This window comes from Bradyrhizobium sp. JHI2711 (assembly GCF_056156565.1).
Window position 1 is genome coordinate 413,197 of the sequence record NZ_JBPZPT010000002.1, and the last position, 26,367, is coordinate 439,563.

Below are 26,367 nucleotides of genomic sequence, written 5' to 3' on the forward strand. Positions count from 1 at the left end.
ACCGGGCGCAACGAACGATGTTCGGCTGCCTTCAACCGCGACCGTTCGCCCCAGCCGATGACCCTTGCCGCAACCGAACTTGCCTTCCGCGCTGCCAGCGTCGCGCTGCTATTGGTGCTGGCGGCGTCACTGCTCTCCGATTTCCGCAATGTGCTCGCGGCCCGCCTCGGCGCGGCCTTCGCGCTAGGCTCGGCGGCGCATGCCGCGAGCTATTCCATCGGCGTGTCGTCGCTCGTTCCAATCTGGCACGCGCCGCTGATTGCACTGTCGACCGGCAACATCGTCGTGTTCTGGCTGTTCACGCGCGCGCTGTTCGACGACGAGTTTCGGTTACGCTGGTGGCATGGTTTGATCTGGGCCGCGGTGACCGCCTTCAGCTTCGTCGGATGTCTCTGGATCGCGCCGGGCGGCAACGCGCGGTTCTCCGTGACGGCAGTGAACCTGATTGTGCTCGGCTTCATCGCGCTCGCGGTGGTGCAGACGATCGGATCGTGGTCCGCCGATCTGGTCGAGCGTCGCCGCCGCCTGCGCGTCGTCATCGTCTGCGCCGCCGCACTCTATGGCGGGTTGAATGCGCTGCTCCAGATCCTCGTTGCCTTCAGCGCGAGCGATGTCGCCGACACCGTCAATACAGGCGTGCTCGCCTGCATCGTTGCCGCGATCGCCTACGCAATGTTGCGAGTCGATGGCGCCGATCTGTTTCCGATTGCGCCAGAGCCCGCACCCGCGATCGCGCCGATCCAGCCTTTGGCCGAGGACTCCGACCAGAAACTCATCGATGCCCTGATGCGCCTGATGGCGGACGAGCGGATCTATCGCCAGGAGAACATTACCATCGGTGTGCTGGCGGGCCGGCTCAGGATTCCCGAATACAGGCTGCGCCGCCTGATCAACCAGCGGCTCGGCTATCGCAATTTCAATGTGTTCCTGAACAACCACCGCATCGAGGAAGCCAAGGCCGCGCTCGCCGATCCCTCCCAGGCCGAGGTCCCCGTCATCACCATTGCCATGGACGCCGGCTTCCAGTCGCTGGGACCATTCAACCGCGCCTTCAAGGCGGTGACAGGCGTAACGCCGACCGAGTACCGGCGGTTGAAGACGAGTGCGGCTTGATCTTTCTTTACCTCTCCCCGCTTGCGCGGAGAGGTCGGATCGCTCTTGCGATCCGGGTGAGGGGGTACGGGTCCGTCGGCAGTCTCGCGTGCGGAGAGGCCCCTCACCCCAACCCTCTCAGCGCGAGCGAAGCTCGTCGCGGCCCCGTAAGAACGGGGCGAGGGAGCGCACCACCGCTGTGACGGCACGGTACCTCTAAGAATTTGGAATGGCTTCACAATTCCAAAATCGGCCAGCCCGCCCCGATTTCAACCAACCCCTTTTCCAAATCCGGCGAGCATCCCCCGCCCGCATCCCGCTTCCTCCCCGGCATACGCCTCAGCCGGAGAACGCCCGTGACCCGCCGCCGCAAGATCCTCCTTTTCGCCTCCGCCATCGCCGCAGCCGGCCTCGCGCTCGGCGCGGCTCGAGCCCACGACGTGCCGAAGGTCGCGACCGGCTTCGTCGCCGACATCCTGTGCGCCGAGACGTTCGTGTCCGGCCTCGATCCCGGGCGCAACTTCGCCGAGACCACCGACGCCATGCCCGGAGCGGGCCTGATCAGCTGGGCGATGGAGTACAGAATCGACCGCGTCCGCAAGGATGTCACGGTGACGCTGTTCGGCCTCGGCCGCAGCCACGCCATCTATCGCGAGGGCCTCGGCTGCACGCTCGAGCACGGCGCTGGCATTGCCTCCGTCGAGCCGCTGCCCGACGACAAGCGGCCCGCGTTGCTTCCCGCGATCGCCGGCCCCGCGATCGTGCCGCCGCAGAGCCCCGAGCTCGGCGCCGCGCTCGACCGCGCCTTCGCCGAGCCCGCTCAGCCGCCTTACCGCCGCACCCGCGCCATCGTCGTGATGAAGGCCGGCCGCGTCGTCGCCGAACGCTACGCCGACGGCATCGGCCCCGAGACGCCGCTGCTCGGCTTCTCCATGACCAAGTCGGTGGTCTCGGCGCTGATCGGCGTGCTGGTGCGCCAGGGCAAGCTGAAGCTCGACGGCCCCGCACCGGTCGCCGCCTGGAAGGATCCCGACGATCCGCGCCATGCCATCAATGTCGATCAGCTGCTGCGCCACACCGCGGGCCTCGCGCTCGGCAGCTCGTTGCAGGCCTCGCTGGGCTCCGCCTTCGAGCCGGTCAACAGGATGAAATTCGCCGAGAAGGACATGGCCGCCTATGCCGAGGGCATGCCGCTCGCGACCGCGCCCGGCACCGCATGGAATTATCACGACGGCAACACCCTCATTCTCTCGCGTCTGATCCGCGATGCGGCCGGCGGCACACCGCAAGACGCACTGCGCTTTGCGCGCCGCGAATTGTTCGCCCCGCTCGGCATGCGCCATGTCGTGCTCCAGCTCGACGGCGCCGGCACGATCGAGGGGTCGACCGAGATGCTCGCCTCCGCCCGCGACTGGGCGCGCTTCGGCCAGCTCTATCTCAATGACGGCGTCGCCGGTGGCAAACGCATCCTGCCGGAAGGGTGGGTCACCTATTCGGCGACGGCCACGCCGAATGCGTGGGTCGGCATCGGCGCCGGCTTCTGGACCAACCAGGGCGACAGCTTCGGCGCAAATCTTCGCATGGAGCACGGCTGGCCGCGCGATGCCTTCTTCGCCAAGGGCACGATCGGGCAGTACACCATCGTGATCCCGTCGGAGCAGCTGGTGATCGTGCGCATGGGGCGCTCGCCGAATGCGCCGCCGCACGCCGATGGTGTGTTCGACCTCGTGCGCGATGTGGTGGCGGCAACGCGCGAGAAGGGGAGGCTGGCGGGAGGGGATTGAGGTCTTCTTACCCTCCAGGGGGGAAGCGGAGCGCCGCGGTGAACTTACCTCCCCAATTCCGTTGCCTGCGCCACGCGGTCGAACCGCTCCAGCGTCATGATCGCATCCGCGAACTTTTCCGCGCGCGCGTTCAGCACGGGGCGGGCCAATGTCAAAAATTTCTGCTGCATCGCCTGTGTATCCGGGAACGAGGTCGGCTCTCCGGACGGATCGGCGTAGAGCCGCTCGTGCACGCCGTCGTCCGTGGTGATGCTCACGCGCGCGCCGAAGGGATGAGTGCGGCCGATCTCGAGCCGGTCGTCCTGCACCACGTCGAACTTGTCGGCGAGCGCGTCGATGGTGGCGTCGCCGAGCCGGCTGTAATCGTCCCAGCCGAATGAACCCTGGTCGAGTGCGAGCGCGCCGGTGAAGAACATCGAGAACTGGCCGCCGACGATCGAGCGCGGGTGCCGCTTGGTCGCGGCGTCGCCGGTCAGCGTGATGCCGTTGCGGTGCAGGCCGATCTCGACGCGCTTGACCTGCTCCGGCGTCAGATTGTGCTCGCGCCGCATCGCGATCAGCGCGTCGATCGCGGCATGGGTGTAGCGGCAGCTCGGATAGGGCTTCACGCCGATCTTCATGGTCTCATAGGTCTTGCCGAGCTCGGCGACTGCCTTGTCGGGATGCGCATCGTCGGTGTAGCCGGCGAGCAGGCCGTGCTTGCCCTCGACCGACTCGGTCGCGCCGACGAAATCGTTACGCGCCAGCGTCGCGGCGATCACGCCGTTCATCGCGGCGGCGCCGACCTGGTAGCGCTTGTTCCAGGCGCCGTTGACCAGGAATTGCAGCGAGCCCGCGGCCTGGCTGCCGGAGACGCCGAACGCGGCAATCAGCTGCTTTTCGCTCAGGCCGAACAGCTTGCCCGCCGCTGCAGCCGCGCCATAGGTGCCGGCCGTCGCCGTCGGGTGGAAGCCGCGCGCGTAATGCGAGGTCGGATCGAGCGCATTGCCGAGGCGGCAGCAGACCTCGTAGCCAGCAACGATCGCCGTCAGCACGTCGCGCCCGGAGGCGCCGACCATCTCGCCGACAGCGAAGGCGGCCGGCACCACCGGTGCGCTCGGATGCAGCGAGGAATCGGCATGGGTGTCGTCGAAATCGAGGGAGTGGCCGAGCGCGCCGTTGAGCAGCGCCGCGACCGCCGGCGTCCAGGTCTTGGTATCGCCGAACACGGTGGACTCGCCCTTGGTGTCGAGCGCCAGCGCCTCCAGCATCTTCAGCATCGACGGGGTCGATTCCGCCTCGCGCCGCGCCCTGATGGCGATGCCGAGGAAGTCCAGCGTCAGGACCTTGGCGCGCTCCAGCACCTCCGCCGGAATATCCTGGTACTTGAGATTGAAGACATAGGCGGCGAGCGTTGCGGTTTCGTGAGCCATCGTGTTTCCTCGATTTGGCGCGCAAGTTAGGCGGGCTGATTTGGCCTTTCAAGCGGCCTTGCGTCGGCGGGGATCAGCCATGCTTTTGCTTAGGCGAAAAGGATCGGGATATTCCGCATGACGCGCGCAAGGCAGCTGTTCGACCGGATTCGAGCGCGGCGGACGCAATTGGGGCTGGCGATCCGGGTCACGGTCGCCGCGACAGCGGCCTATGCGATCGCGACCGCGCTGCATCTGCTGCTGCCGCTCTGGGCGGTGCTGACCTCGCTGATCGTGACCCAGATGAGCGTCGGCCGCTCGCTGAAGGCGACGCGCGACTACATGCTCGGCACCATCGGCGGAGCCGTCTATGGCGGCGCCATCGCCATCCTGATTCCCTATTCCAGCGAGGCGGGCCTGCTCGGCCTGCTGGTCCTCTCCGTCGCCCCGCTCGCCTTCATCGCCGCGATCAATCCGAGCCTCAGCGCCGCCACTGTCACCGCCGTGATCGTGCTCCTGGTTCCGACCCTGCATCATGCCGATCCGCTGACCTCGGCGATTGATCGGGTCAGCGAGGTCGGTGTCGGTGCCGTCACGGGATTGCTGGTCTCCTTCCTGGTGCTGCCCTCGCGCGCGGTGCGGCAGATCCGCGCCAGCGCGGCGGTTCTGCTCGAATTGATCGCCGATGCCCTCGCCGAGCTGCTGGCAGGCCTCACGCGCGGCCGCGACAACGACGCGCTGCACCGGATCCAGGACGGCATCGGCACCGCGATGGTCAATCTGAATGCGATCGGCTCCGAAGCCGAGCGTGAGCGCGCGGCGCGGCTGTCGAGTGGCCCGGACACCGGCCCGTTGCTGCGAACGATCCTGCGGCTGCGCCATGACGTCGTGATGATCGGCCGCGCCACGGTGGTGCCGCTGCCGGTGGAAGTGCAATTGCGGCTGGCAGCGCCCCTGTCGGAAGTGTCGACCGTGATCGCCCGCTTCCTCCGCTCGGCCGCTGGCGCCTTGCGCGAGGGCGCCGGCGCGCCGCCGATCCATCCCGTCCATGTCGCGCTCCAGCACTACGCCGAGGCCGTCGCGTCCGTCCGTCAGGATGGCCTGATCCGCGGTCACCCCAGCGACACCGCCGAGCGCTTCTTCGCGCTCGGCTTCTCCCTGGAGCAGATGCACCAGAATCTCGGCGACCTCGACCGCGTCGTCGGCGAATGGTCGGAGGCCTCGACAGATAAAACCGCACGCGTTGCGGAGTGAGTTCGGGCGCGTCGTCGTCAACGTCGGCTTTCGACAGTAATGCGCGTGTGCGAAGCGCGGCGGTGATCGGCGGTCTGCGGCTCTGAGTCGCTCCACGCACGAGGTTCCATCGGGTCATGTTGCTGACGCATTTTCTGTTTTAATCGGCGAGAAGCTAAACACGACGTGAGACCACTCCGGTTCTCACAACGGTTCCGTAGCCAGGGGTTGGCTCGAATCCGCAAAACGTTCGGCAAGTTCATGAGCGCTGCTGCGTTCGCTTGACCACGTTTGCGGTTCTGGAACCGGACAATCTAAAAAATCACAGGACTCATGATGCTCTTCCGCTCGAGCGCCGCAGTTTGCGGCGCCCTGGTTACGCTTGCCTTCTCTGTTGCCGTTGCTCGAAGTGAAACGCGTGGGGATCACTCAAGTGCCGTCGTCGATGCCGCCTCGGGCGATGCGATTATTGGCGCGGCGTCCACCTATAATCCGTTCAAGCCCGGCAAGGAGGAGGGCGGTCCGCAGACGGCTTCCGGCGAACGTTATGATCCCTCCGCCTGGACGGCTGCCATCAAGACGAGCCTGCGCCGGAAATTCGGTGGGGTCGGATTCGGCGCGAGGCCGAAATATGCTCTCGTCGAGGCCGTGGGCAAGAAGGTCATCGTCAAGATAAACGACGTGGGACCACTAAGACCTGGCCGCATCATCGACCTCAATGAGCGAACGATGCGCCATTTCGATCCGAGCATGGACCTCGGTGTCATTCCTGACGTGAAAGTCAGTCCGCTCGCTGGCGACAATTGGACTGCAGGGCCGGTGGGCTGAACAGGGCGTGTTCGTTCAATGTCGGCCCGCACAGTTCATCGGGCCGTCTCCACGATGCGTCCCATCATGTTGCGGACCACGAGCTTGTGGAAGGGCATGATCAGCGCAAGATAGGTCCGGCCGAGCAGGTTGTGCGTGCGCACCAGCGTGGTCGAGGTCACATGGCGGCGCGCGGCATTGCCTGAAACGTCGACTACGATGCGGAAATCGAGGTGCGAATCATCGAAGCCCGCGACCAGCTGCTCCGGCGTCTCGCTCAGCACCGGAAACAGGCCGATCATGCCGCCCGGCGCCGGGGCGCCTTCGCCCGATGTCTTCAGCCCGAACGGCCTCACCAGAATGTTGCGCAGGCGCAGCAGTGCGTCGATCCAGCGCGGCCCGTGCAGCACCATCCTGGTGCAGGCTTCGCGGGCATTCACCGCCGCGGCGCCGATGTCCACGCAAAACGCGTCGATGAACTGCGCGCCGGCGAGCAGCGCATCGGCATCGACTTCAGGCGCGACTTCGCGGACCGTCCCGATCATCCCGCCATTTTGCGCGTCAGCATCCGGAAGCGCAAGATCAGGAGCCCGGCATAGACGAACGTGCCGATCGAGAATCCGATCCAGACGCCGATCGCGCCCAGCCCTGTGTGGAACGCCAGCAACCAGCCGATGGGAAAAGAGACGCCCCAATAGCCGATCGCGGCGAACAGCAGGGTCATCTTGGTGTCGTTGATGCCGCGCAGCGCGCCGCCCATGATGGTCTGCAGGCCGTCGGCGATGAAGAAGCTGGCCCCGACCAGCAGCAGCGTTGCCGTCAGCTCGACGGTGGCCGCACTTTCGCTGCCGGCGCCGAAGAACAGCCGGCCGAGCTGATAGCGACCGATCACGATGGCGATCGTCAGCGCGGAGACCAGCGCGAGGCCGAGCACGGCTGCGACGAGTCCTGCGCGCTTCACCGCCGCCGGATCCTTGCGGCCGAAGGCATGACCGACCCGCACGGTCGCCGCCATGCCGATGCCGAGCGGCACCATGAACAGCACGGCGGTGACCTGGAGCGCGATCTGGTGCGCGGCAATCGCGGTGGTCGAGATCAAGCCCATCAGCAGGGCGGCCGAGGAGAACAGGCCATATTCCAGCAGCAGGGAGAACGAGATCGGCGCGCCGATCGAGATCAGCTGGCGCATCAAGGGCCAGTCGATCCGCCAGAGGCGGGCGAGCGGATGATAGTCCGCGAACGGCTTGCGTAGCCCGGCGATCGCGAGCGCGGCGAGGAAGGTGCCGAGATTGACCAGCGTGGTCGCAAGCCCCGCGCCGAACAGGCCAAGCTCGGGCAGGCCGAACAGTCCGTGGATCAGGGCATAGACCAGCGCGGCATTGACCGGGATCGCCGCCAGCGTGATCCACAGCGGCGCCTGCGGCCGGTTCACCGCGCTCATCATGCTGCGCAGCGCGATGAATCCGAGTGCCGGTGCGATGCCCCAGGCGAGGCCATTCAGGTAGTGCTGTGCCAGCGCGGCCGAGTGCGGCATTTGACCGAGCGTGAGCAAAATCTGCTCGCCATAGAGCGGCGAGGCCATCATCGGCAGTGAGATCAGCAGCGCGGCCCACAGACCGACGCGCAAGGAGCGCCGAATGCGCCTGACGTCGCCGGCGCCGTACGCCTGCGCCGCCAGCGGCGACACTGCGGAGGTCAATCCGAGCCCGAAGGTGAAGCTGACGAAATAGACCGTATGTGCCAGCGCCGCCGCGGCCACCGCCTCCTCGCCGAGCCGCCCGATCATCGCAAGATCGGTAGTGATCATTGCGATCTGCCCAAGCTGGGTCAGCATCAGCGGCACGGCGAGGCGCAGCGTCTCGATGAATTCTTCGGCAAGATGGTTCTGCCGTGCGTCCAGGCGTGCCCGGTACCGCCGTTTGGTATCCAAAAGCTCGGTCATGCCGGGGACATAGCAGCCTCGATCGGCGAAGTAACGGCAAAGAAATGTGAGGGCGGGTGCCGCTGAAAAAAGGCGGGGGCTCAGGCGAAGGAAAGGTCGGGTTGCACCGTATTCGTCATGTGCGGCGAATCTGGGCCGGTCTCACATTGGGAATTGAGTATGATAACGAGATTTAGACTGACGTTCGCCGCACTGTTCATCGGTTCTGCCATCCTGGGTGCCGGCGCCGCTGCAGCGGCCGACCTGAGGCTGCCCGCAGCACCGCCGGCGCAGGCGGCGTCGGCAGCCCTGCTGAGCTGGGCGGGGCCCTATTTCGGCGTTCAGGCCGGCTATCTTTCGGGCCGCTCCGAGATCTCGCTGCCCGCGACGGGTGAATTCCACTTTGTCGATCCGAAGGGCGCGATCGTCGGTGCAACGGCGGGCTTCTCGGCGCAATGGGGCCGGATCGTCGCCGGGCTCGAGGGCGACGTGAACTTCGTCGATGCGCGCGCGACGATCGATACCGGCTTTGCGCCTACCCCCGCGGTCACGCAGCTTCAATCCGCGGTCAATTGGAACAGCCATCTCCGTGGACGGATCGGCTATGCTTTCGACCGCACGCTGCTGTTCGCCGCCGGTGGCCTTGCCGTCGCGGGCGTCGAGAGCAAGGCGTTCGACAATGGGATCGGGGCCGTTGCGAGCTGGAGCGATACACGGATCGGCTGGTCGATCGGAGCGGGCGGGCAATTCCGCCTGGCACCGCAGGCCTCGGTCCGGCTCGAATATCTCTATGACAATTACGGCTCGAAGACGCTGGCCGCCCAGACGGTCGGCGCGACGACCTTCGGCGCGCGCGAGTCCCGGCTCGACACGCACACGGTGCGAGCCGGAGTCTATTGGCGCTTTTGATGCTCGGTTGGAGGCGGCTATCGCCTGGTAGGATCGGTTCGCAATTCTCGACTACGATGTCCGCAGGCCAGAGCAACAGATCGATGTGATGGAAGAGCCATCGGACGAGGCCTTGATGGCGGAGGTTTCGGCGCAGCGGCAGCATGCGTTTCGCGTCCTCATGCGGCGCCATATGCCTCGGGCGCTGCGGGTCGCGGAGCGGATCGTGCGCGACCCGGCCGAGGCCGACGATATCGGCCAGGAGGCGTTCATGCGGGTCTGGACGCACGCAGCCTCTTTCGACCCAGAGGTTGCGAAATTCACGACCTGGCTCTACCGCATCGTCCTCAACCTGACGTTCGACCGCACGCGGCGGCGAACGTTCCTGCCGCTCGAAGACGCCGGCGACGTACCCGACATGGGACCGCATGCTGTCGAGCGGCTGATCGCGGATGAGGAGCTCAGTCTTCTCAATCGCGCGATGGCCGGCCTGTCGGACCGGCAGCGCGGCGCGATCGCCCTCTTCCACATGGAGGGATTGAGCGGCGAGGAGGCGGCGAACGCGATGAATCTCAGCGCCAAGGCGTTCGAATCGCTGCTGGGCCGCGCCCGCACGGCGCTGAAGGCAAACGTCCAGAAAATACAGGAGACAGGGAGCTACGCATGACGCCGGATCAGTTCAGACGATTGGCCGAGACATGGGGAGGCGATGTCGAGCGTTGGCCCGCGGCAACGCGCGAGGCCGCGCGGCGATTTGCGGCAAGTGCGGAAGGCGCGGCCGTCCTGGATGAGCAGGGACGGCTCGATCGCCTGCTCGCGGTGGCCCCGGAGATCGACGAGGCGAGGGCGGATCGTTCGAGCCTGCTCGTCCTGCAGCGGCTCGCCGCGGTCCCGCAGCAGCATCGGCCGGCATGGTATCGACGCCTGCTGCGCTGGCCCACGCTCGTTCCCGCCGCAAGTCTCGCCTGCTCCGCGATCGTCGGCGTGTGGCTGGCGGGGGCGATGCCCTATGTCCATTCGGCGTCGGACCCGTTGTCCGTCATGAGCGGCGTCTTCGACGTCTACTCAATCGGTTTGGGATCGGTGCAATGAAGTTCCGGCGAGAATGGTCCATACCCTGGCGGGCGCTCATGCTGCTGTCGCTGTGCGTCAACGTCGTCCTGTTCACCTATGTCTCGGTGCAATGGCTGCGGCCCGGCGGCTTCCGGGCCGGCGCGGGCGTGCCGCTCCGCATGATCGAGCGCGTCGCGGAGCGATTGCCGGCGGAAGACGCGGAGATCCTGTGGAGCATCTATCGCGGCAAGGAGGCGGAGCTGGCCCCGCTCCAGGCCGAGTACCGGCTCGCGTTGATGAAGGCGATGAAAACGGCGGCGCAGACGAATCTCGACAAGGCCGAGCTGGAAGCAGCCGTGAAGGATGCCCGCGACAAGCGCGTGAAGATTGGCGACCTCGTCGTCTCGACCTTCGTCGAGATGCTGGAACGAATTTCAGCGAAAGGACGCCGACAGCTCGTCGGCGGCTATTTTCGCTGAGCCGCGCAGAGTGAACGAGGGATTCGGCCCGTCCAGACGTATCACCTACATCGATGTCTGCGAATTGATGGAGGTGACATGGTGCAACGATTTGACAGGACGGCAAGCGGACCAGTGGTGAGGTTCTCGCATCGGACGGCCGTCTACGTGCGTGCGGGGCTTGCGGCCGCGAGCCTGATCGCAATTCTCGTGCTGTTTCTTTCGCAAGCCTCCGCAGGTGATGCGCGGAGTGAGGCGAAGCAGGCCTGCAAGGCAGACTATTCACGGTTCTGCGCCGGCACCATGCCCGGGGGCGGCCGCATCCGCAAATGCCTCGGCGACAATTACGCGAGCTTGTCCGCGGCCTGCAAACAGGCCTTCGACGCGAATCCGCCAAAATAGAACAGGTTAGCTCCGCTCCGGCACGCGCTTGATCTTCGCACCAAGCGCGTTCAGCCGCTCCTCGATGCGCTCATAGCCGCGCTCGATCTGGTCGGCGTTGTTGATGGTCGAGGTGCCCTCGGCGCAGACGGCCGCGAGCAGCATCGCCATGCCGGCGCGGATGTCGGGCGAGGTCATTGTGGCGCCGTGCAGGCGGCTGGGGCCGGCGATGATGGCGCGGTGCGGATCGCACAGCACGATGCGCGCGCCCATCGCGATCAGCTTGTCGACGAAGAACATCCTGGATTCGAACATCTTCTCGAACATCAGGATCACGCCCTCGCATTGCGTGGCGGTGACAATGGCGATCGACATCAGGTCGGCCGGGAAGGCCGGCCAAGGCTGGTCCTCCAGCTTGGGTACATGGCCGCCGAAATCGTCCTGGATCTTCAATGTCTGGTTGGAGGGCACGATAAGATCATCGCCCTCGATGCGGCAGACGATGCCGAGCCGCTCGAAGCCCATGCGGATCGAGCGCAGATGCTCGACGCCCGCGCGGGCGATGCGCAAGGGCGAGCGCGTCACCGCGGCAAGCCCGATCAGCGAGCCGACCTCGATGTGGTCGGGCTGGATTCGGTACGTCGTCCCGCCGAGCGTCGCTTGACCATGGATGATCATGGTGTTGGTGCCGATGCCTTCGATCCTGGCGCCGAGCGCGACCAGGAAATTGGCGAGGTCCTGCACATGCGGCTCGGAGGCCGCGTTGCGCAAATAGGTGATGCCGTCGGCGGCGACCGCCGCGACCAGCGCGTTCTCGGTGGCGGTGACGCTCGGCTCGTCCAGGAACACGTCCGCGCCCGCGAGCTTTGGCGCGCGGAATTCGAGCCGATCGGTCGCGGTGACCTTGGCGCCGAGCTGCTCCAGCGCGAGCACATGCGTGTCCAGTCGCCGGCGGCCGATGACGTCGCCGCCCGGCGGCGGCAGCATCACCTCGCCGCAGCGGGCGAGCAGCGGCCCGGCGAGCAGGATCGAGGCGCGAATGCGCACGCACAGCTCGGGGTCGAGGTCGGCGGCGCGGATGCTCTTGGCGTGGATGTGAAGCGTGTTGCGCGCGGACCATTCGGCCGACGCGCCGACCGAGCGGACCAGCTCGACCAGCGTCTCGGTGTCGCGGATCCGCGGCACGTTCTCCAGCACGACCGGATGCTCGGTCAGCAGCGCGGCGGCGATGATCGGCAAGGCCGAGTTCTTATTGCCGGACGGCTCGATCGAGCCCGAGAGCCGGTGACCGCCCTCGACGATGTATTGGATGGGCGCCACGGGGTTCTCGCTGTCCTGTTGGGTGGGCTGTTTCGGGCGGAAACTACAGAGATTTGAGCGCGGGAGCAATTGTGCCGGCTGGGACCCGCACACGTCCGTCCGTCGCTTGTGGCAGGACCCGCCCTCAGAACAACCCGATGATACTCCCGACCACATAGAGGAACGCGATCAGGATCAGGACGCCCATCAGGAAGAAGGAGATTTCGATGGCGATGGCGCCGGTGCCGAGTGCGGCGGCGACAGCGGCAAGGAGCCGTTCCTCCCGAAAGATCAGCGAGAGCACCGACAGCAGGATGGCGAGCAGGCCGAGCGAGATCGCCGTGACCGATGCGATATCACGCCAGCTTCTTCCAGCCGACTTCTCGAGGTCCGGAGCCTTGAACTCCACGCCCTTCACCTTCGCGACGATGCGGTCCTTGATGCGATGTCCGGTATCGACGATCACCTTGTCCGCCGGCGGCGGCGGAAACACCATCGGCACGACCCAATGCGGCAGCACCGCCGCTATCAGAGCCAGCACGCCGACGATGCTGCCGATGATGCCGAGGCGGCGCGAGGGCGCGGCGGAGCTGGTCGTTGCAGAGGCGGTCATGGCGCGACACTTCCCGGCCCGAATTGGCCTTGCGGGGGCATGCCGTTTCGTCGCGATGGCGGGTGGGGAGGTTCAGGGCCGGATTGGTGCTGCCGTCATGCCAGGGCTTGTCCAGGCTTGTCCCGGGCATCCACGTTCTTTGTTCCGCGCGGCAAGACGTGGATGGCCGGGACAAGCCCGGCCATGACGCCGCGGAAGCAGCGAGCCCTCAAATATCGATCGTCGCGCTCAGCGAATGTTCCTGAATGAAATCGCGGCGCGGCTCGACGACGTCGCCCATCAGCTTGGTGAAGATGTCGTCGGCCTCGTCGACCTCCTTGACCTTCACCTGGAGCAGCGAGCGTGCCTCGGTGTCGAGCGTCGTTTCCCAGAGCTGCTCCGGGTTCATCTCGCCGAGGCCTTTATAGCGCTGCAGGCTGATGCCCTTGCGACCCGAATCGGTCACGGCCTCGAACAGATCGACCGGGCCGTGGACCACGTGCTCGGAATCCTTGCGCCGCAGCTTGCCGGAGCGGGCGTAAACGTCCTGGAGCTTGGTCGTGTATTCGTCGAGCTTGCGCGCCTCGGCCGAGCCAAGCAGCGCATCGTCGATGACGGCGGCTTCCTTGACGCCGCGCACGGTGCGCTCGAACAGGAAGCCCTGGCCCTCGATGAATTGTCCGACCCAGCCCCGCTCGACCTCCTCGGCCTGGTTGTCCAGCCGGCTCGCGATGTATTGCGCGGCGGCCGCCGCCTTCTCGGGATCGCCGTAGATCTCCTTGTTCAGCACGCCGGTGATGGCGGCCTGCTCGACCACCTTGCGATTATAGCGGCTGTGCAGGTTGCGCAGGACGCTGCGGACTACGCGGGCGTCGTCGACCAGCGCGCGCAGATCGCGCCCGGAGCGGTCGCCGCCGGTGCCGGGGATGTACACGCAATCATCGAGGCCGGCGTCGATGAGATAGTCTTCCAGCGCCCGCTCGTCCTTCAGGTACTGCTCGGACTTGCCGCGTGAGACCTTATAGAGCGGCGGCTGGGCGATATAGAGATAGCCGCCATCGATGATGTCGCGCATCTGCCGGTAGAAGAACGTCAGCAGCAGCGTGCGGATGTGAGCGCCGTCGACGTCGGCGTCCGTCATCACGATGATCTTGTGATAGCGCAGCTTCTCGACCGAGAACTCGTCGCTGATGCCGGTGCCGAGCGCGGTGATCAGCGTGCCGATCTGCTCTGACGACAGCATCTTGTCGGGACGGACGCGCTCGACGTTCAGGATCTTGCCGCGAAGCGGCAAGACGGCCTGGAATTCGCGGTTGCGGCCCTGCTTGGCGCTGCCGCCTGCCGAGTCGCCCTCGACGATGAAGAGCTCGGACTTGGCCGGATCCTTTTCCTGGCAGTCGGCGAGCTTGCCCGGCAGCGAGGAGACCGAGAGCGGGCTCTTGCGCGTCAGCTCGCGCGCTTTTCGCGCAGCTTCACGGGCCGCCGCGGCCTGGATCACCTTGCCGACGATCATCTTGGCTTCGCTCGGGTGCTCCTCGAACCAGGCGGCAAGCGCCTCGTTAAGGACGTTCTCGACCACGGGGCGCACTTCCGAGGACACCAGCTTGTCCTTGGTTTGCGACGAAAACTTCGGATCGGGCACCTTCACCGAGAGAACGGCGGTGAGCCCTTCGCGGCAATCGTCGCCGGTCAGCGCGATCTTTTCCTTCTTGGCATTGGCCTCGGCATAGCCGTTGACCTGGCGCGTCAGCGCGCCGCGGAAGCCGGCGAGATGGGTGCCCCCGTCGCGTTGCGGGATGTTGTTGGTGAAGCACAGCACGTTCTCGTGGTAGCTGTCGTTCCACCACAAAGCGGCCTCGACGCCGATGCCGTTGGCTTCCGAGCGCACCATGATCGGCGCCGGCACCAGGGCCTTCTTGTTGCGGTCGAGATATTTGACGAACTCCTCGACGCCGCCGGAATAGAACATCTCCTCGCGCTTCTCGACCGCGTGGCGCATGTCGGAGAGCACGATGTTGACGCCGGAATTGAGGAAGGCGAGCTCGCGTAAGCGATGCTCGAGCGTGGCGAAGTCGTATTCGATGTTCTTGAAGGTCTCGGTCGAGGCCAGGAACGTCACCTCGGTGCCGCGCTTGCCCGGGGCATCGCCGACGACCTTGAGCGGTGCGACGGCATCGCCGTGGGCGAACTCGATATAGTGCTCCTTGTTGTCGCGCCAGATGCGCAAGCCGAGCTTGCTCGACAGCGCGTTGACGACGGAGACGCCGACGCCGTGCAGGCCGCCGGAAACTTTGTAGGAGTTCTGGTCGAACTTACCGCCGGCGTGCAGCTGGGTCATGATGACCTCGGCCGCCGAGATGCCTTCGCCCTTGTGGATGTCGACGGGAATGCCGCGGCCGTCGTCGCGCACGGTGACGGAATTATCCGCGTTGAGGATCACCTCGACGCGCGAGGCATGGCCGGCGAGCGCCTCGTCGATGGCGTTATCGACGACTTCGTAGACCATGTGGTGCAGGCCCGAGCCGTCGTCGGTGTCGCCGATATACATGCCCGGGCGCTTGCGGACGGCATCGAGTCCCTTGAGCACGCGGATCGATTCCGCGCCGTAATCGCTCGCGTTGGAGGGCTCGTTTTCGGCAGCGTGCTGCCGAGCAGGTTCTGTCATGAGAGGCCTTCGAGATGTCGCCCGAATCAGCGGCGCAAAAGGCGCTGATTTGCGGGGCTATTTGTGCCATGAAAGACCGCTTGCGCCTAGCGCAAAGTATCCTCCGGCAACCCTTTGAGCAGATAGGGTTTTTCGGCCGGCTTTCAAGGCGCCGGAGGGCCGATTCTGGGCGCCGCAAAAAGCCCGATTCGAGGGCAGTTTTTTGCCTCGAAAAGCCGTGGATTTTGCGGGGCCAGGAAGAGTGGTTTTGGGGCACCTGAAACTGATTCATCGATCGCCGTCATGCCCGGCCTTGTCCTGGCATCCACGTTCTTGGCGTCGCGGAAGACGTGGATGGCCGGGACAAGCCCGGCCATGACGATACCGCGAATCTGAAAGCGTGCAGCCTCAATACATCTGCAGCGGCAGCACGTCGCCGCTCGGGCCCACCAGAAGGCCCCAGGCCTCGCCGGCGGCAACGGTCAGGGACTCGCTACGCGCAGGGCGGCCGGGCAGGCGCAACGCGTACACGTATTTGCCGGGCGGTAGGTCGAGCATCGGGCCTTTCGGTGATTGCGGGCCGCCGGCGCCGGCTGCGATCTTCACCGTCTGCTTGTTGATCGTCAGCGCGACCTCGTTCGCTGCCATGTTTCCGAGCATGAGCCGCGCTTGTCCCGCCTTCGGCATGATCTCGGCCTTGGCCGCGGCATCGGCATTCTTCTGCGCCAGGCTGACCGTGGTCTCGCCCTTGGCGCGGCCGAGCTTGAGCACGGCGGGACCTTGCGGCGAGGTGAAGTCGATCTGCGCGCGTTCCGCGGACACGGTCGCGCCGTCGGCTCTCTCCCGCCAGCCCAGCTTTGCAAGCTCGGCCCGGTAGAAGGCGAGGACCTCGTCGAGCGAAGCGGGGATGCGGGCCTCGAGCTCGCGGCGGAGCGGCGCTTCACCTCCGGGTATCTTGGTGGTGGCGAGCGATTTCGACGAACGCTGCGTCGGCACCGGCAGCGGGGACTCAGGATCGGGCTTGAGCGGCTCGGCGGATTTGGCCTGAACCTCCACCTCCGCGCCGGCCGCAGCCTTGGCCGCTTCGGTCACCAGGCCCGATCCGTCGGCGCGGACATTCACCTTCGGGCCCATCTGCATCACCGTCATCGAGATCGACTTGCCGCCCTTCGAGAACGCCATCACCGCCATGTTCGGCTGGTTGATGACGGAGGGCTGCTCCTTCCAGCCCGAGCTCTTCAGCGCGGTCCGATAGAAGCTGCTGAGCGCCTTCACGCTCGACGCCGAGGAGAATTCCAGGTGGCCGTCGCCGCCTTCGAACTTCACGGCTTCGGCGTTTTCGGGCAGCGGCACCGGCGTCTTGCTGTCAGCGAGCGCATTGAGCGGGGCGTCCGACAGGGAGGCGGCCTGCGTCTTGCGCCTGATATCATCGGCCGCAATGAGCTGCTGAGCCGTACCCAAGGCATCGCTCAGGAACCTCGCGTCGGCCTCCTTCTTCGCCTTGGCGCGAGCGGCGAGCGCGGATTCCTTCACCTGCGCGGTCAGGCTGACCATGGTGAAATCATACTTGCGGCCGAGCCGCAGCACGCCGGTTTCATCAGTGTTGGAAATCTTGATCGCGATCTCGTCGCCGGGTGCGAGCGGCGCGTGGCCGTCCTCCTGCCAGCCGCGCGCGGCGAGCTCGCGCTGATAGAAGGCGCGCACGGCGGGCAGCTCGGCGATCGCGGCGGCCGAGATCTCGCGCTTGTTCGAGCTGGCGCTGCCGAGGCCCCGCGCAGATTTGGTTGGCTTCGGCCGCGGCAGGCCGGCCATGTCGTCGTCGGCCTCGAGCACCTCCGGCAGCGCGAACGGCGCGACCCGGATCTCGACATTGGTGCGACCATCGTCGCGGCGCGTCAGGGTCAGCATCACCGGCTTCTGGTAGACGTGCGTCGCGTCGCGATCGGGGTGGTCGTAGAAGGCGCGAACGCCGTTCGGAACGTCCCCGGCAAGATCGGCGTTCGGCCAGCGCGATGCCGTATCGGGGTTCAGCTTGCGCCATCCCATCGCCGCCATGTCCTTGGTAAAGAATGCTGCGGTCGCATCGAGCGCGCCGGGCGCAATGCAGCTGAGATAGGGCCGGGTCTCGTCGAACACGAGATCGATCGCACCTTCCGGAAAGGGCACGTTCGCATAGATCCGGTTCGGCGTGTAGAACACGGCGGACTGGTCGGGTCGCCCGCGCGCCTGTGTGAAGGAAACGCGCAGCCCCTGCCGTCCCTTCTTGAAGGTCAACGCTGTGCTTTTCTCATCCAGCGGATACACATAGGGCACCCAGCCGTCGGCGCTCAGCAGCTTCCTGGTGGCGTCCGACGTGGCGGCAAGCGGGGTCGGCACGGTGTAGATCACGCGATAGGTGTCGGGACGCGAAGTGTCCTCCACCGCGCCGTCGAGCCGCGGCAGCGTATGGACGTCGACGATGCCGTCGTCTGCCGCGCCGGCGGGACGCGAGGGGATCACTATCGCGAGAATGCCGCAGGCAAGCAGCAGCCATCTTGCCGGGACTTGCGCCCCGCGCCGGATCATCGGCATCGTCAAAAAACTCCTGGATGTCGCGCGGGTCGTCATGCCCTTGCGCATTGGCGGGCTGCGGCGCCGTCGGTGCGGCCTCAGACGAGAAGTCGCGCCGGGAACCGGAGAGGTTCAACAGGCTCAGTACAGCTGCAGCGGCGGCCAGGCGTCACCGTCGCGCCCGACCGTGAGCTCCCAGGTGTCGCCGGCGGCGACGGTGAGGATGTTCGTGGTGGCGGGTTGGCCCGGGACGCCCAGCCTGTACAAATATTCGCCCGGCGCGAGGTCTAGCGCGACGGCGTTCGCGCCGGCCGGGCGCGGGATGGTCCGCCCGTTGATGGTGAGGACCGCTTCCTTGTCGCCGATATTGCTGAACACCAGCTTCGCCTGGCCGGGCTCGGGCAGCACGTTCGCCTTCGTCGCCATGACCGCGTTCTTCTGCACCAGATGAACCGAGGTGCCGGAATCCTTGCGGTCGAGCTTCAGCGCGGCCGGCCCCAGCGGCGAGACGAAGGCGAGCCGGACGTGATCGGCGTTGATCACGGCGCCATCATGCTGCTCTTGCCAGCCGAGCTTGCGAAGCTCGGTCCGGTAGAAGGCGAGCACGTCGCTGATCCCCGCGGGCACGGTGGCCTCCAGCCTGACGCGGAGCGGCGCGTCGACGCCCTGCATCAGGGTGGTATGGATCCCCCTGTAAGTATAGCGGGTCGGTGCGGGCAGCTTGGCATCGGAATCCAGCGTCAGCGGCGTCGGAAACAGATGCGGCAGCGAGGCACCGGCGCTGGCCGCGAGCATGCACATCGCAAACAGGGCGAAGCCGCACGCAAACAACTGCCATCGTGCCGGAGCTTGCGCCCCATGCCTCACCGCCGTCATGCTCATGCTCCAAAAATATCGCGAAGGATGTCGCGCATGTCCGAGTGCTGCGCGATGGCCGCTTCTTGCGGCCTCAAGCAGCTAGTCGCGATCTGGAACAGGCGGGTTCAATGCGGCGGCCTAGCTGCGGGCCGAGACTCGTCCGCTCTCGACGTCAAACACTTCGCCCCCCGCGCCGATCTCGGTGAAGGCGGCAGGATCCGCACCGGTCAGCCACACCTGCGCGCCGAGCTTCTTCAGCTCATCGAACAGCGCCGCCCGGCGGTTCGGATCGAGATGCGCAACCACCTCGTCGAGCAGCAGCAGCGGCACGATGCCGGTCATCTCGGCGACCAGGCTCGCATGCGCCAGCACGAGGCCGATCAAGAGCGCCTTCTGCTCGCCGGTGGAGGCATCGCGCGCCGGCATGCTCTTCGGCGCGTAGATCACCTGGAGGTCGGTGAGATGCGGGCCGTCGGTGGTGCGGCCGGCGATCGCATCGCGCGGGCGGTTGTCGCGCAGGATCTGGCGGTAGCGGTCCTCGACCGAGGTCGCTGTCTCCTCGAGCAGCGCGTTCTCCATCCAGCCGTCGAGCGCGATTTGAGCGGACGGAAATGCGGATGCTTGCGCGCGCGCGTTGAGCATGCCGGTGAGCCTTGCCGCGGTCTGGCCGCGGGTGGCCGCCACCGCGACGGCGAGCTCGGCCGTCTCGCGCTCGATCGCGTCGCACCAATGATCGTCGTAATTGCGTGTCTCGAGCAGGCGGTTGCGCGAGCGCAAGGAGCGCTCGAGCGCGTTGATGCGGCTGGAATGCTCGCTGTCGATGGCGAGCACGAGACGGTCGAAGAAGCGCCGCCGTTCGGACGCTGCGCCCATGAACAGCCCGTCCATCGCCGGCGTCAGCCACACCATGCGGATATGATCGCCGAAGGCGCTGGCCGAGCCCACCGGCTCGCGGTCGATGCGGCAGCGCCGGCTCACCGTGGTATCCGCGCGCGGCGCATCGATGCCGGTGCCGAGCGTGGCGAGCCCCAGCGCGCCCTCGACCTGCGCCGACACCGCCCAGGAGCCGTCGCCCTGGTTGTCGGCGACATCCTCCAGCGTCGCCCGGCGCAGGCCGCGGCCCGGCGACAGGAACGAGATCGCCTCGATGCAATTGGTCTTGCCCGCCCCGTTCGGTCCGACCAGCGCCACCAGATCAGCCGCCGTCTCGAGCCCCGCCGCCCGGTAATTGCGAAAATGCGTCAGCGTCAGCCGATGAATGCGGGAGGGGGTCATGAGATCCGTTTTCCGTCATGCCCGGCCTTGTGCCGGGCATCCACGTTCTTGGCTCCGAAGACGTGGATGGCCGGGACATAGGCGGAGCAAAGCGACGCCGTCCTTTCGGACGGCTACGCCGGCCATGACGATGTAGTGACAGGTGTGGATGCCGGTAGGTCTCACACCCGCATCGGCATCAGCACGTATAGCGCGCTCTTGTCGTCGCGGTCCTGCACCAAGGTCGGCGAGCCGGGGTCGGCGAGGCGGAGCGTTGCGACGTCGCCTTCGATCTGGGCGGCGATGTCGAGCAGATAGCGGGAGTTGAAGCCGATATCGAGCGCGTCGGAGGCGTATTCGACCTCGAGCTCTTCGGTCGCGCTGCCGGAATCCGGATTGGTCACCGACAGCACCAGCTTGCCCGCCGACAGCGACAATTTGACCGCGCGGCCGCGCTCGCTCGAAATCGTGGAGACGCGGTCGACCGCGTTCTCGAAATCCTTCTTGTCGACCACGAGCTCCTTGTCGTTGTTCTGCGGAATGACGCGGCCGTAATCGGGGAAGGTGCCGTCGATCAGCTTCGAGGTCAGCACGACGTTGCCGATGGTGAAGCGGATCTTGGCCTGCGACAGCTCGATCGTCATCTCGGCCTCGGTGTCCTCGATCAGGCGCTGCACCTCGCCGACCGTCTTGCGCGGCACGATCACGCCGGGCATGCCCTCGGCCCCCTTGGGCTGCACCAGGTCGAGCTGGGCGAGGCGGTGGCCGTCGGTGGCGACACCGCGCAGGGTGGCGGCCTTTGGCGTGCCGGCGGCATGCAGATAGATGCCGTTGAGGTAATAGCGCGTCTCCTCGGTCGAGATCGCGAACTGGGTGCGGTCGATCAGCCGCTTGACGTCCTTGGCGGCGAGCGAGAACGAATGCGACATGTCGCCGGCGGCCAGATCCGGGAAATCGTTCTCCGGCAGCGTCTGCAGCGTGAAGCGCGAGCGGCCGGCGCGGATCGCGAGCACGGCGCGGTCGCCGTCGGCCTCCAGCACGATCTGCGAGCCGTCCGGCAGCTTGCGCACGATGTCGTAGAACATGTGCGCCGGCACGGTGGTGGAGCCCGCGGTCGCGGTTTCCGCCGGCAGCGTCTCGGTCACTTCGAGGTCGAGGTCGGTCGCCTTCAGCGACAATTTCGCGTTCTCGGCGCGCACCAGCACGTTGCCGAGAATCGGGATCGTGTTGCGGCGCTCGACCACGCGGTGGACATGGCCCAGCGACTTCAGCAGTTGTGCGCGTTCGACCGTAACCTTCATTGCACTACTCGCCCGATCCCTTAGGAAAACACAGCGTTGAGAAGGCCGGGCGGCGGGACGCGCGCCACGGCATCGAAGACCCCGACCGGCCGGATCATTCCTGCCGATATGACCAAAGCCGTCTGGGTCGCGCAAGGTGGCGCGGATAGCCCGCAGATTCAAGGCATTGGGGCCAGTTCCCCACGATTTACCGCCTCAAAACGAAGACGCCGCCCAGGCAAGCCGGGGCGGCGGGAGCAGGGCGGGAGCCCTAGGCCTTTATTCCTGAAGCTGGCGCTTCAGCGATTCCACTTCCTCCGACAGCGCGGTGTCCTTGGAGACCAGCGCCTCGATCTTGCGCACCGCGTGCAGCACGGTGGTGTGGTCGCGCCCGCCGAAGCGGCGGCCGATCTCGGGCAGCGAGCGTAGCGTCAGCGTCTTGGCGAGATACATCGCCACCTGGCGCGGGCGCACCACGTTGGCGGTGCGGCGCGAGGACAAGAGGTCGGAGCGGCTGACATTATACTGCCGCGCCACCACGCGCTGGATGTCCTCGATCTTGATCCGCTTGGGCTCCTGCGGCCGCACCAGGTCGCGCACCTCGTGCTCGGCCATCTCCAGCGTCACCGGCCGGTTGTTGAGCTTGGAATGCGCCAGCAGCCGGTTGATAGCGCCTTCGAGGTCGCGGCCGTTATGGGTGATGGTGCGCGCCAGATAATGCAGCACCTCCTCGGGCACCTCGAACGTGGCGTGATGGGCGCGGGCCGCCGCGACGCGCGACTTCAGGATGCCGTGGCGCAGCTCCTCGCCGAGCGATCCCATCTCGACCACGAGCCCGCCGGCGAGCCGCGAGCGGACGCGATCGTCGAGGCTTTCCAGATCCGATGGCGGACGGTCGGCCGCGATCACGACCTGGCGGCCGGCGTCGATCAGCGCGTTCAGCGTGTGGCAGAACTCGGCCTGGGTCGACTTGCCCTGCAGGAATTGGAGGTCGTCGATGACAAGCACGTCGATGCCGCGCAGCGCTTCCTTGAAGGCCAGCGCCGTCTGCGTCTTCAGCGCGGCGACGAAGCCATACATGAATTTTTCGGCCGTGAGATACAGCACCTTGCGCTCGTTGCCGGAATTGCCGGCCCAGGTCACGGCCTGCAAGAGATGCGTCTTGCCGAGGCCGACACCGGCATGGATGTAGAGCGGGTTGAACATCACGGAGTCGCCGCGACGCCCTTCGGCGACCTGGCGCGCGGCCGCATGGGCCAGCGTGTTGGAGCGGCCGACGACGAAGCTGGCGAAGGTCAGGCGCGGATCGAGCGGCGAGCCGCCGAGCGCGTCGTGATTGGCCGAGACCGGCGCGGTCGCGGTCGAGCGCAATTCCGGCATCGGCGCGCGGCGCGCCTCGACCGGCGCGGGCGCTTCCTTCGGCTGCGCCGAGGGGCGCACGGCGGACCGCACCGTGAGGTCGATGCGATGCACTTCCGGCATCTCGGCCTGCCAGCACGACAGCACGCGCTCGGCATAATGGGCCTGAATCCAGCTCTTCAGGAACCGCGTCGGCACCGAGAGCCGCACGCTCTCGTCCTGCACGCCTTCCAAATCCATGCGCGCAAACCAGCTTGTGTAGACGTCCTCGCCAACGCTCGAGCGCAGCCGACCCTTCACGCGTGACCAGCGATCCTGTTCCATTGTCATCGTCAGAAAACTTCTCTTGAGAGATATAGTTGCGTTTGTGAGCGCCATGCAGGGTTCCTGCCACGGTCCCTGGAGTGGCGCGACCTCGAGCGAGTCCATCGTCGGGCATGGCTCGACCGTTCGGCGCGAACGCCGCGGGTCAGATCAGCGATGTCAGAGATGGAGCAGTCGCGAGGTCAGCGCGTACTCGGCGCTCCGTCACGCGCGGGAGGCTGGAGATCCGACGGAGCTGAAACGGCATCGTTGGAAAAGGAAACGTGCTGCAATACCGCGTTGAGTCCGTAAGACATGATACCTCCCCGTCCTGCCGTGATCGCCCACGACAAGGTCCTGCGTGTCCTAAAGACAACCGCGCCGTACTCCTGTCGCGGATGCCTGCCCAAATGTACTAGTCGTCCGCTCGACTTCGCCACCTTGCGTGCCGGGGTAGCTTCGCGATGTCTCTCATATGAGCCTGGCGCGAGTAGATGCGCCTGGCGCGAGCGGGAAAGGTCCCGCTTGGAAACATTCAGACAAAGAGCTACCATTCCCACATTGCTGTGGGTTTTGCACCGACATCACTTTTTGAAGCGTCGCCTACGTGCACACCGCCGCCGATTTGCACGCTCGCCCCGTTTCCTAAACCGCGCTGGTCTGAAGATCGTGGGCGCCGCTGACTGGGTTAAGGAATACACTAAGCGGAAAGACTCGCAACGAAATTGATTCACAGTTGAGCCGTCAAAAAACTTGACCTCGGTTAACGTCGCACAGGAGTTGTTCACAGGCTGCGAAGCAAGTTTTTGAATCCGTGCACAGAATCGAGAAGGCCGCGCGTCATGTGACAATTCTCGTTCAGCGCCAAATTATTTTTATAAATTCGTCATGCGCCCGACGTGCGGGCGAATTTTCCAAATGCTTGTCCCTGCTATGTTGATAAGTGATTATCGAGCCATCGCTTTTCGAGACTCGTTTTGCAGGGTAACTCCACCGTGACACACGTTCCGGTGAATCTACGGTGTGCAGAACTCTCATCGGCCATCGATTCAATTCGCGCCCGCCTCACAGGGGTTTTTTGCAACGCAGTGAAGTTTCCTCTGTTGCAGAACATCGGCAGGTAGAATTACGGAATGAAGACTGACGCAGACGATGTAAATCATCCAAGCGAGGCGTGAGCCTCGCGTGACTGCTTGCGTGAATGTGACAGTCAACAAAAAAGCCCGGCGCGAGGCCGGGCTGTTTGACGCGCTGACCGGATCGACCGATCAGACGATGTCGCCAAGATGACTTGGCAAGATTTACTTCGCGAGCTTGGCGATCTGCGCGGTGAGGCGCGAGACTTTGCGGCTGGCGTTGTTCTTGTGAATGATGTTGCGCTGGGCGGCGCGCATCAAGGCGGGCTCGGCCGTCGCGAGCGCCTTCACGGCAGCGGCGCGGTCGCCGCTCTCGATGGCTTCCTCGACGTTGCGCACGGCGCCACGCATCTGGGTGCGGCGCGACTTGTTGACGGCAGTGCGGCGGGCGATCTTGCGCGTCGCTTTCTTGGCGGAAGTGGTATTGGCCATGGTCTCAATGTCCTTTGCGGGTACCGGTCGCGTCTTGGTCGGGTAGCGCCGGCTTGCTTGACCGCGGAATCGACGCTCGGATTTAGGGTGTTCGGTTGCTGGGCCGTTCCCGGAACATGAGCGACCGCCTTGCGGCTGTCTCTGAGGCTCCAAGGTGTCTTCAAGCTCGGATGAGTCCTGAAGCCCAGGGTGCCTGCAACTGCTCAAAGAACAGCGGCGGCGGGATTGCGCCCACCGCCAGTTGGCGCCCTTATAGAGAGGGTCTTTCGCACCGTCAACGCTTTCGGGCGCCGGAAACGCCCCTTTGGCGGCCTGGATGAGTGCCGTAACGCCCTGAAGAGGTTGAATTTCTGCCGTCGCCCGGCTATTGGCTGGCATCGTTCCGAAAAGGTCGTCCGCTTCGACGGCCATCGTAGGTGAGGCATGATCCGCGGCTTTTTCCGACTGATTGGGCTGTTGCTGCTCGCCGGCGGGTTCATCTTCATGGTCTATGACGGCGCCCGCTGGGTGGCCGACCAGACCCTCAAATTCACCCGCTTCGGCCAGTTCTGGAACGATATCAATCAGGCCAGCCAATCGGCCTTCCGCACCTGGGTCGAGGCCAAGGCGCCCTGGCTCTGGACCTCGGTGATCCGCCTGGTGCTGGAGCAGCCGGTCTTCGCCGTCCTCGGCATTCTCGGCATCCTCCTGATGATCTTGTTCCGCCCGCGGAAACCGCTGATCGGCTATTCCCGGGATTGAGCCTGCAGCTGGCGCCGCGTAACAGCGCTGCCTCCAACCCTCCCCCTCCAGGGGAGGGTTGGAGCCCCACTCAACGCTTTATTAACCATAACCGGTGCATCACTGGAGCCGTCTCGTTTCGAGGATGGGTCCGGTGCCGGTTGCACGCGCGTTTCGATGGTCGAACTTGGCGTCCTTGGCAGCGTCCGCCGCGCTCGCTTTGGGCGGCTGCATGCAGACCGCAACTCCCGTCGCGATGGTGCAGCCTCGTCCCGATCTCGATGCCATGGCCTATGGCCAGCCCTATAATGCGCCGCGGCCGGTCGTCGTCGCCAATAACGGCGGTGGCGCGATCGCAGCGCTCAGCAATTCCTTTGCCGCTTCGCCCGCACCGATGCCTGTCGGCTACGCCGCGCCGATGGCGGTGCCGGTGCGCAATGGCCCCTCCTACCATCTCGACGCCGGCGACAAGCTCCGCGTCGTGGTCTACGGCCAGGAAGGTCTCACCAACAGCTATGCGATCGACGCCGGCGGCTCCATCACCATGCCGCTGATCGGCGCGGTGCCCGCCCGCGGCCGCACCACGGCAGGGCTGGCCGGCGAGATCGCCGCACGCCTGCGCAACGGCTACATCCGCGAGCCTTCGGTGGCGGTCGAGATCGAGACCTATCGTCCGTTCTTCATCCTCGGCGAGGTCCTCGCGCCCGGCCAATATCCATACGTGCCGAACATGACGGTCGAGAGCGCGGTCGCCATCGCCGGCGGCTTCTCGCCGCGCGCCAAGCGCGACATGGTCACCGTCACGCACACCGAGAACGGCGGCGCCATGCGCGCCGTGGTGCCGCTCGGCACGCCGCTCGCGCCCGGCGACACCGTGTTCGTCGGCGAGCGCTGGTTCTAGGGTTCAAGCCCGACTCTCTCCTTCGTCATTC

General features: G+C 65.8%; 23 protein-coding genes. 11 read left to right on the forward strand and 12 right to left on the reverse strand.

Annotated features, from left to right (window positions below; all coding sequences use genetic code 11):
* The first annotated feature begins 57 nt into the window (after nt 1-57).
* Nucleotides 58-1,113: a helix-turn-helix domain-containing protein gene (locus ACTEK7_RS14490; protein ID WP_036002675.1), complete on the forward strand. Its 1,056-nt coding sequence runs from the start codon at nt 58-60 to the stop codon at nt 1,111-1,113.
* A gap of 335 nt (nt 1,114-1,448) precedes the next feature.
* Nucleotides 1,449-2,876 (forward strand): serine hydrolase domain-containing protein, encoded by a 1,428-nt coding sequence (locus tag ACTEK7_RS14495; protein ID WP_225148467.1) that lies wholly within the window; start codon nt 1,449-1,451, stop codon nt 2,874-2,876.
* 44 nt (nt 2,877-2,920) lie between these two features.
* Here ACTEK7_RS14495 and ACTEK7_RS14500 read toward each other — a convergent pair whose 3' ends face one another.
* The gene (locus ACTEK7_RS14500) at nt 2,921-4,288 is read right to left on the reverse strand and encodes an MmgE/PrpD family protein (protein ID WP_225148465.1); all 1,368 of its coding nucleotides are present in this window, start codon (nt 4,286-4,288) and stop codon (nt 2,921-2,923) included.
* A 117-nt stretch (nt 4,289-4,405) separates the two neighbouring features.
* Here ACTEK7_RS14500 and ACTEK7_RS14505 point away from each other — a divergent pair, with 117 nt between their 5' ends.
* Nucleotides 4,406-5,521, forward strand: coding sequence for an FUSC family protein (locus ACTEK7_RS14505; protein WP_225148464.1), 1,116 nt, complete (start codon nt 4,406-4,408; stop codon nt 5,519-5,521).
* Between the two features lie 312 nt (nt 5,522-5,833).
* Nucleotides 5,834-6,328: a septal ring lytic transglycosylase RlpA family protein gene (locus ACTEK7_RS14510; protein ID WP_192893029.1), complete on the forward strand. Its 495-nt coding sequence runs from the start codon at nt 5,834-5,836 to the stop codon at nt 6,326-6,328.
* A gap of 35 nt (nt 6,329-6,363) precedes the next feature.
* Here the strand turns inward: ACTEK7_RS14510 and ACTEK7_RS14515 are convergent, their stop codons facing one another.
* Both ACTEK7_RS14515 and ACTEK7_RS14520 read right to left on the reverse strand, forming a co-directional pair.
* A complete protein-coding gene (locus ACTEK7_RS14515) occupies nt 6,364-6,852 on the reverse strand; it encodes a DUF2867 domain-containing protein (protein WP_225131875.1) in 489 nt (162 codons plus the stop codon).
* A complete protein-coding gene (locus tag ACTEK7_RS14520) occupies nt 6,849-8,249 on the reverse strand; it encodes an MATE family efflux transporter (RefSeq protein ID WP_225148463.1) in 1,401 nt (466 codons plus the stop codon). Before ACTEK7_RS14520 ends, ACTEK7_RS14515 begins: the two co-directional genes overlap by 4 nt.
* A 159-nt stretch (nt 8,250-8,408) precedes the next feature.
* On the opposite strand from ACTEK7_RS14520, the gene ACTEK7_RS14525 reads away from it, so the two are divergent.
* From ACTEK7_RS14525 to ACTEK7_RS14545, 5 genes are all read left to right on the forward strand, one after another.
* Nucleotides 8,409-9,137, forward strand: a complete 729-nt coding sequence (locus ACTEK7_RS14525) for an outer membrane protein (RefSeq protein ID WP_225148462.1) — start codon at nt 8,409-8,411, stop codon at nt 9,135-9,137.
* A gap of 79 nt (nt 9,138-9,216) precedes the next feature.
* Nucleotides 9,217-9,783, forward strand: a complete 567-nt coding sequence (locus ACTEK7_RS14530; RefSeq protein ID WP_074447594.1) for an RNA polymerase sigma factor — start codon at nt 9,217-9,219, stop codon at nt 9,781-9,783.
* Nucleotides 9,780-10,208: a hypothetical protein gene (locus ACTEK7_RS14535; RefSeq protein ID WP_036024094.1), complete on the forward strand. Its 429-nt coding sequence runs from the start codon at nt 9,780-9,782 to the stop codon at nt 10,206-10,208. Before ACTEK7_RS14530 ends, ACTEK7_RS14535 begins: the two co-directional genes overlap by 4 nt.
* Complete coding sequence (locus ACTEK7_RS14540; protein ID WP_036024092.1) at nt 10,205-10,648, forward strand: periplasmic heavy metal sensor; 444 nt, start codon at nt 10,205-10,207, stop codon at nt 10,646-10,648. The genes ACTEK7_RS14535 and ACTEK7_RS14540 overlap by 4 nt, the downstream gene beginning before the upstream one ends.
* Nucleotides 10,649-10,726: 78 nt before the next feature.
* Nucleotides 10,727-11,029 carry a cysteine rich repeat-containing protein gene (locus ACTEK7_RS14545; protein WP_225148461.1) on the forward strand — a complete coding sequence of 101 codons (303 nt, stop codon included), beginning with the start codon at nt 10,727-10,729 and terminating at the stop codon, nt 11,027-11,029.
* 6 nt (nt 11,030-11,035) lie between these two features.
* Here the strand turns inward: ACTEK7_RS14545 and murA are convergent, their stop codons facing one another.
* From murA to rpsT, 9 genes are all read right to left on the reverse strand, one after another.
* Nucleotides 11,036-12,328 carry a UDP-N-acetylglucosamine 1-carboxyvinyltransferase gene (murA, locus tag ACTEK7_RS14550; protein ID WP_036024088.1) on the reverse strand — a complete coding sequence of 431 codons (1,293 nt, stop codon included), beginning with the start codon at nt 12,326-12,328 and terminating at the stop codon, nt 11,036-11,038.
* A gap of 124 nt (nt 12,329-12,452) precedes the next feature.
* Nucleotides 12,453-12,920, reverse strand: a complete 468-nt coding sequence (locus tag ACTEK7_RS14555) for a hypothetical protein (protein ID WP_225134669.1) — start codon at nt 12,918-12,920, stop codon at nt 12,453-12,455.
* Between the two features lie 208 nt (nt 12,921-13,128).
* Nucleotides 13,129-15,564, reverse strand: a complete 2,436-nt coding sequence (gene gyrB, locus ACTEK7_RS14560) for a DNA topoisomerase (ATP-hydrolyzing) subunit B (RefSeq protein ID WP_036024084.1) — start codon at nt 15,562-15,564, stop codon at nt 13,129-13,131.
* 387 nt (nt 15,565-15,951) lie between these two features.
* Nucleotides 15,952-18,114, reverse strand: a complete 2,163-nt coding sequence (locus tag ACTEK7_RS14565) for a hypothetical protein (protein WP_225148460.1) — start codon at nt 18,112-18,114, stop codon at nt 15,952-15,954.
* Between the two features lie 120 nt (nt 18,115-18,234).
* Nucleotides 18,235-18,969: a hypothetical protein gene (locus ACTEK7_RS14570; RefSeq protein WP_225148459.1), complete on the reverse strand. Its 735-nt coding sequence runs from the start codon at nt 18,967-18,969 to the stop codon at nt 18,235-18,237.
* Nucleotides 18,970-19,089: 120 nt separating this feature from the next.
* Nucleotides 19,090-20,226, reverse strand: coding sequence for a DNA replication/repair protein RecF (gene recF, locus ACTEK7_RS14575; protein ID WP_225148458.1), 1,137 nt, complete (start codon nt 20,224-20,226; stop codon nt 19,090-19,092).
* Nucleotides 20,227-20,387: 161 nt separating this feature from the next.
* Nucleotides 20,388-21,506 (reverse strand): DNA polymerase III subunit beta, encoded by a 1,119-nt coding sequence (dnaN, locus tag ACTEK7_RS14580; protein WP_036002613.1) that lies wholly within the window; start codon nt 21,504-21,506, stop codon nt 20,388-20,390.
* 258 nt (nt 21,507-21,764) lie between these two features.
* Nucleotides 21,765-23,174, reverse strand: coding sequence for a chromosomal replication initiator protein DnaA (gene dnaA / locus ACTEK7_RS14585; RefSeq protein WP_225148457.1), 1,410 nt, complete (start codon nt 23,172-23,174; stop codon nt 21,765-21,767).
* A 1,274-nt stretch (nt 23,175-24,448) separates the two neighbouring features.
* Nucleotides 24,449-24,715 carry a 30S ribosomal protein S20 gene (gene rpsT, locus ACTEK7_RS14590; protein WP_036002606.1) on the reverse strand — a complete coding sequence of 89 codons (267 nt, stop codon included), beginning with the start codon at nt 24,713-24,715 and terminating at the stop codon, nt 24,449-24,451.
* Between the two features lie 423 nt (nt 24,716-25,138).
* Here rpsT and ACTEK7_RS14595 point away from each other — a divergent pair, with 423 nt between their 5' ends.
* Both ACTEK7_RS14595 and ACTEK7_RS14600 read left to right on the forward strand, forming a co-directional pair.
* Nucleotides 25,139-25,456, forward strand: a complete 318-nt coding sequence (locus tag ACTEK7_RS14595; protein ID WP_025033220.1) for a hypothetical protein — start codon at nt 25,139-25,141, stop codon at nt 25,454-25,456.
* Between the two features lie 133 nt (nt 25,457-25,589).
* Nucleotides 25,590-26,336: a polysaccharide biosynthesis/export family protein gene (locus ACTEK7_RS14600; protein WP_036002627.1), complete on the forward strand. Its 747-nt coding sequence runs from the start codon at nt 25,590-25,592 to the stop codon at nt 26,334-26,336.
* Nucleotides 26,337-26,367: the final 31 nt, after the last annotated feature.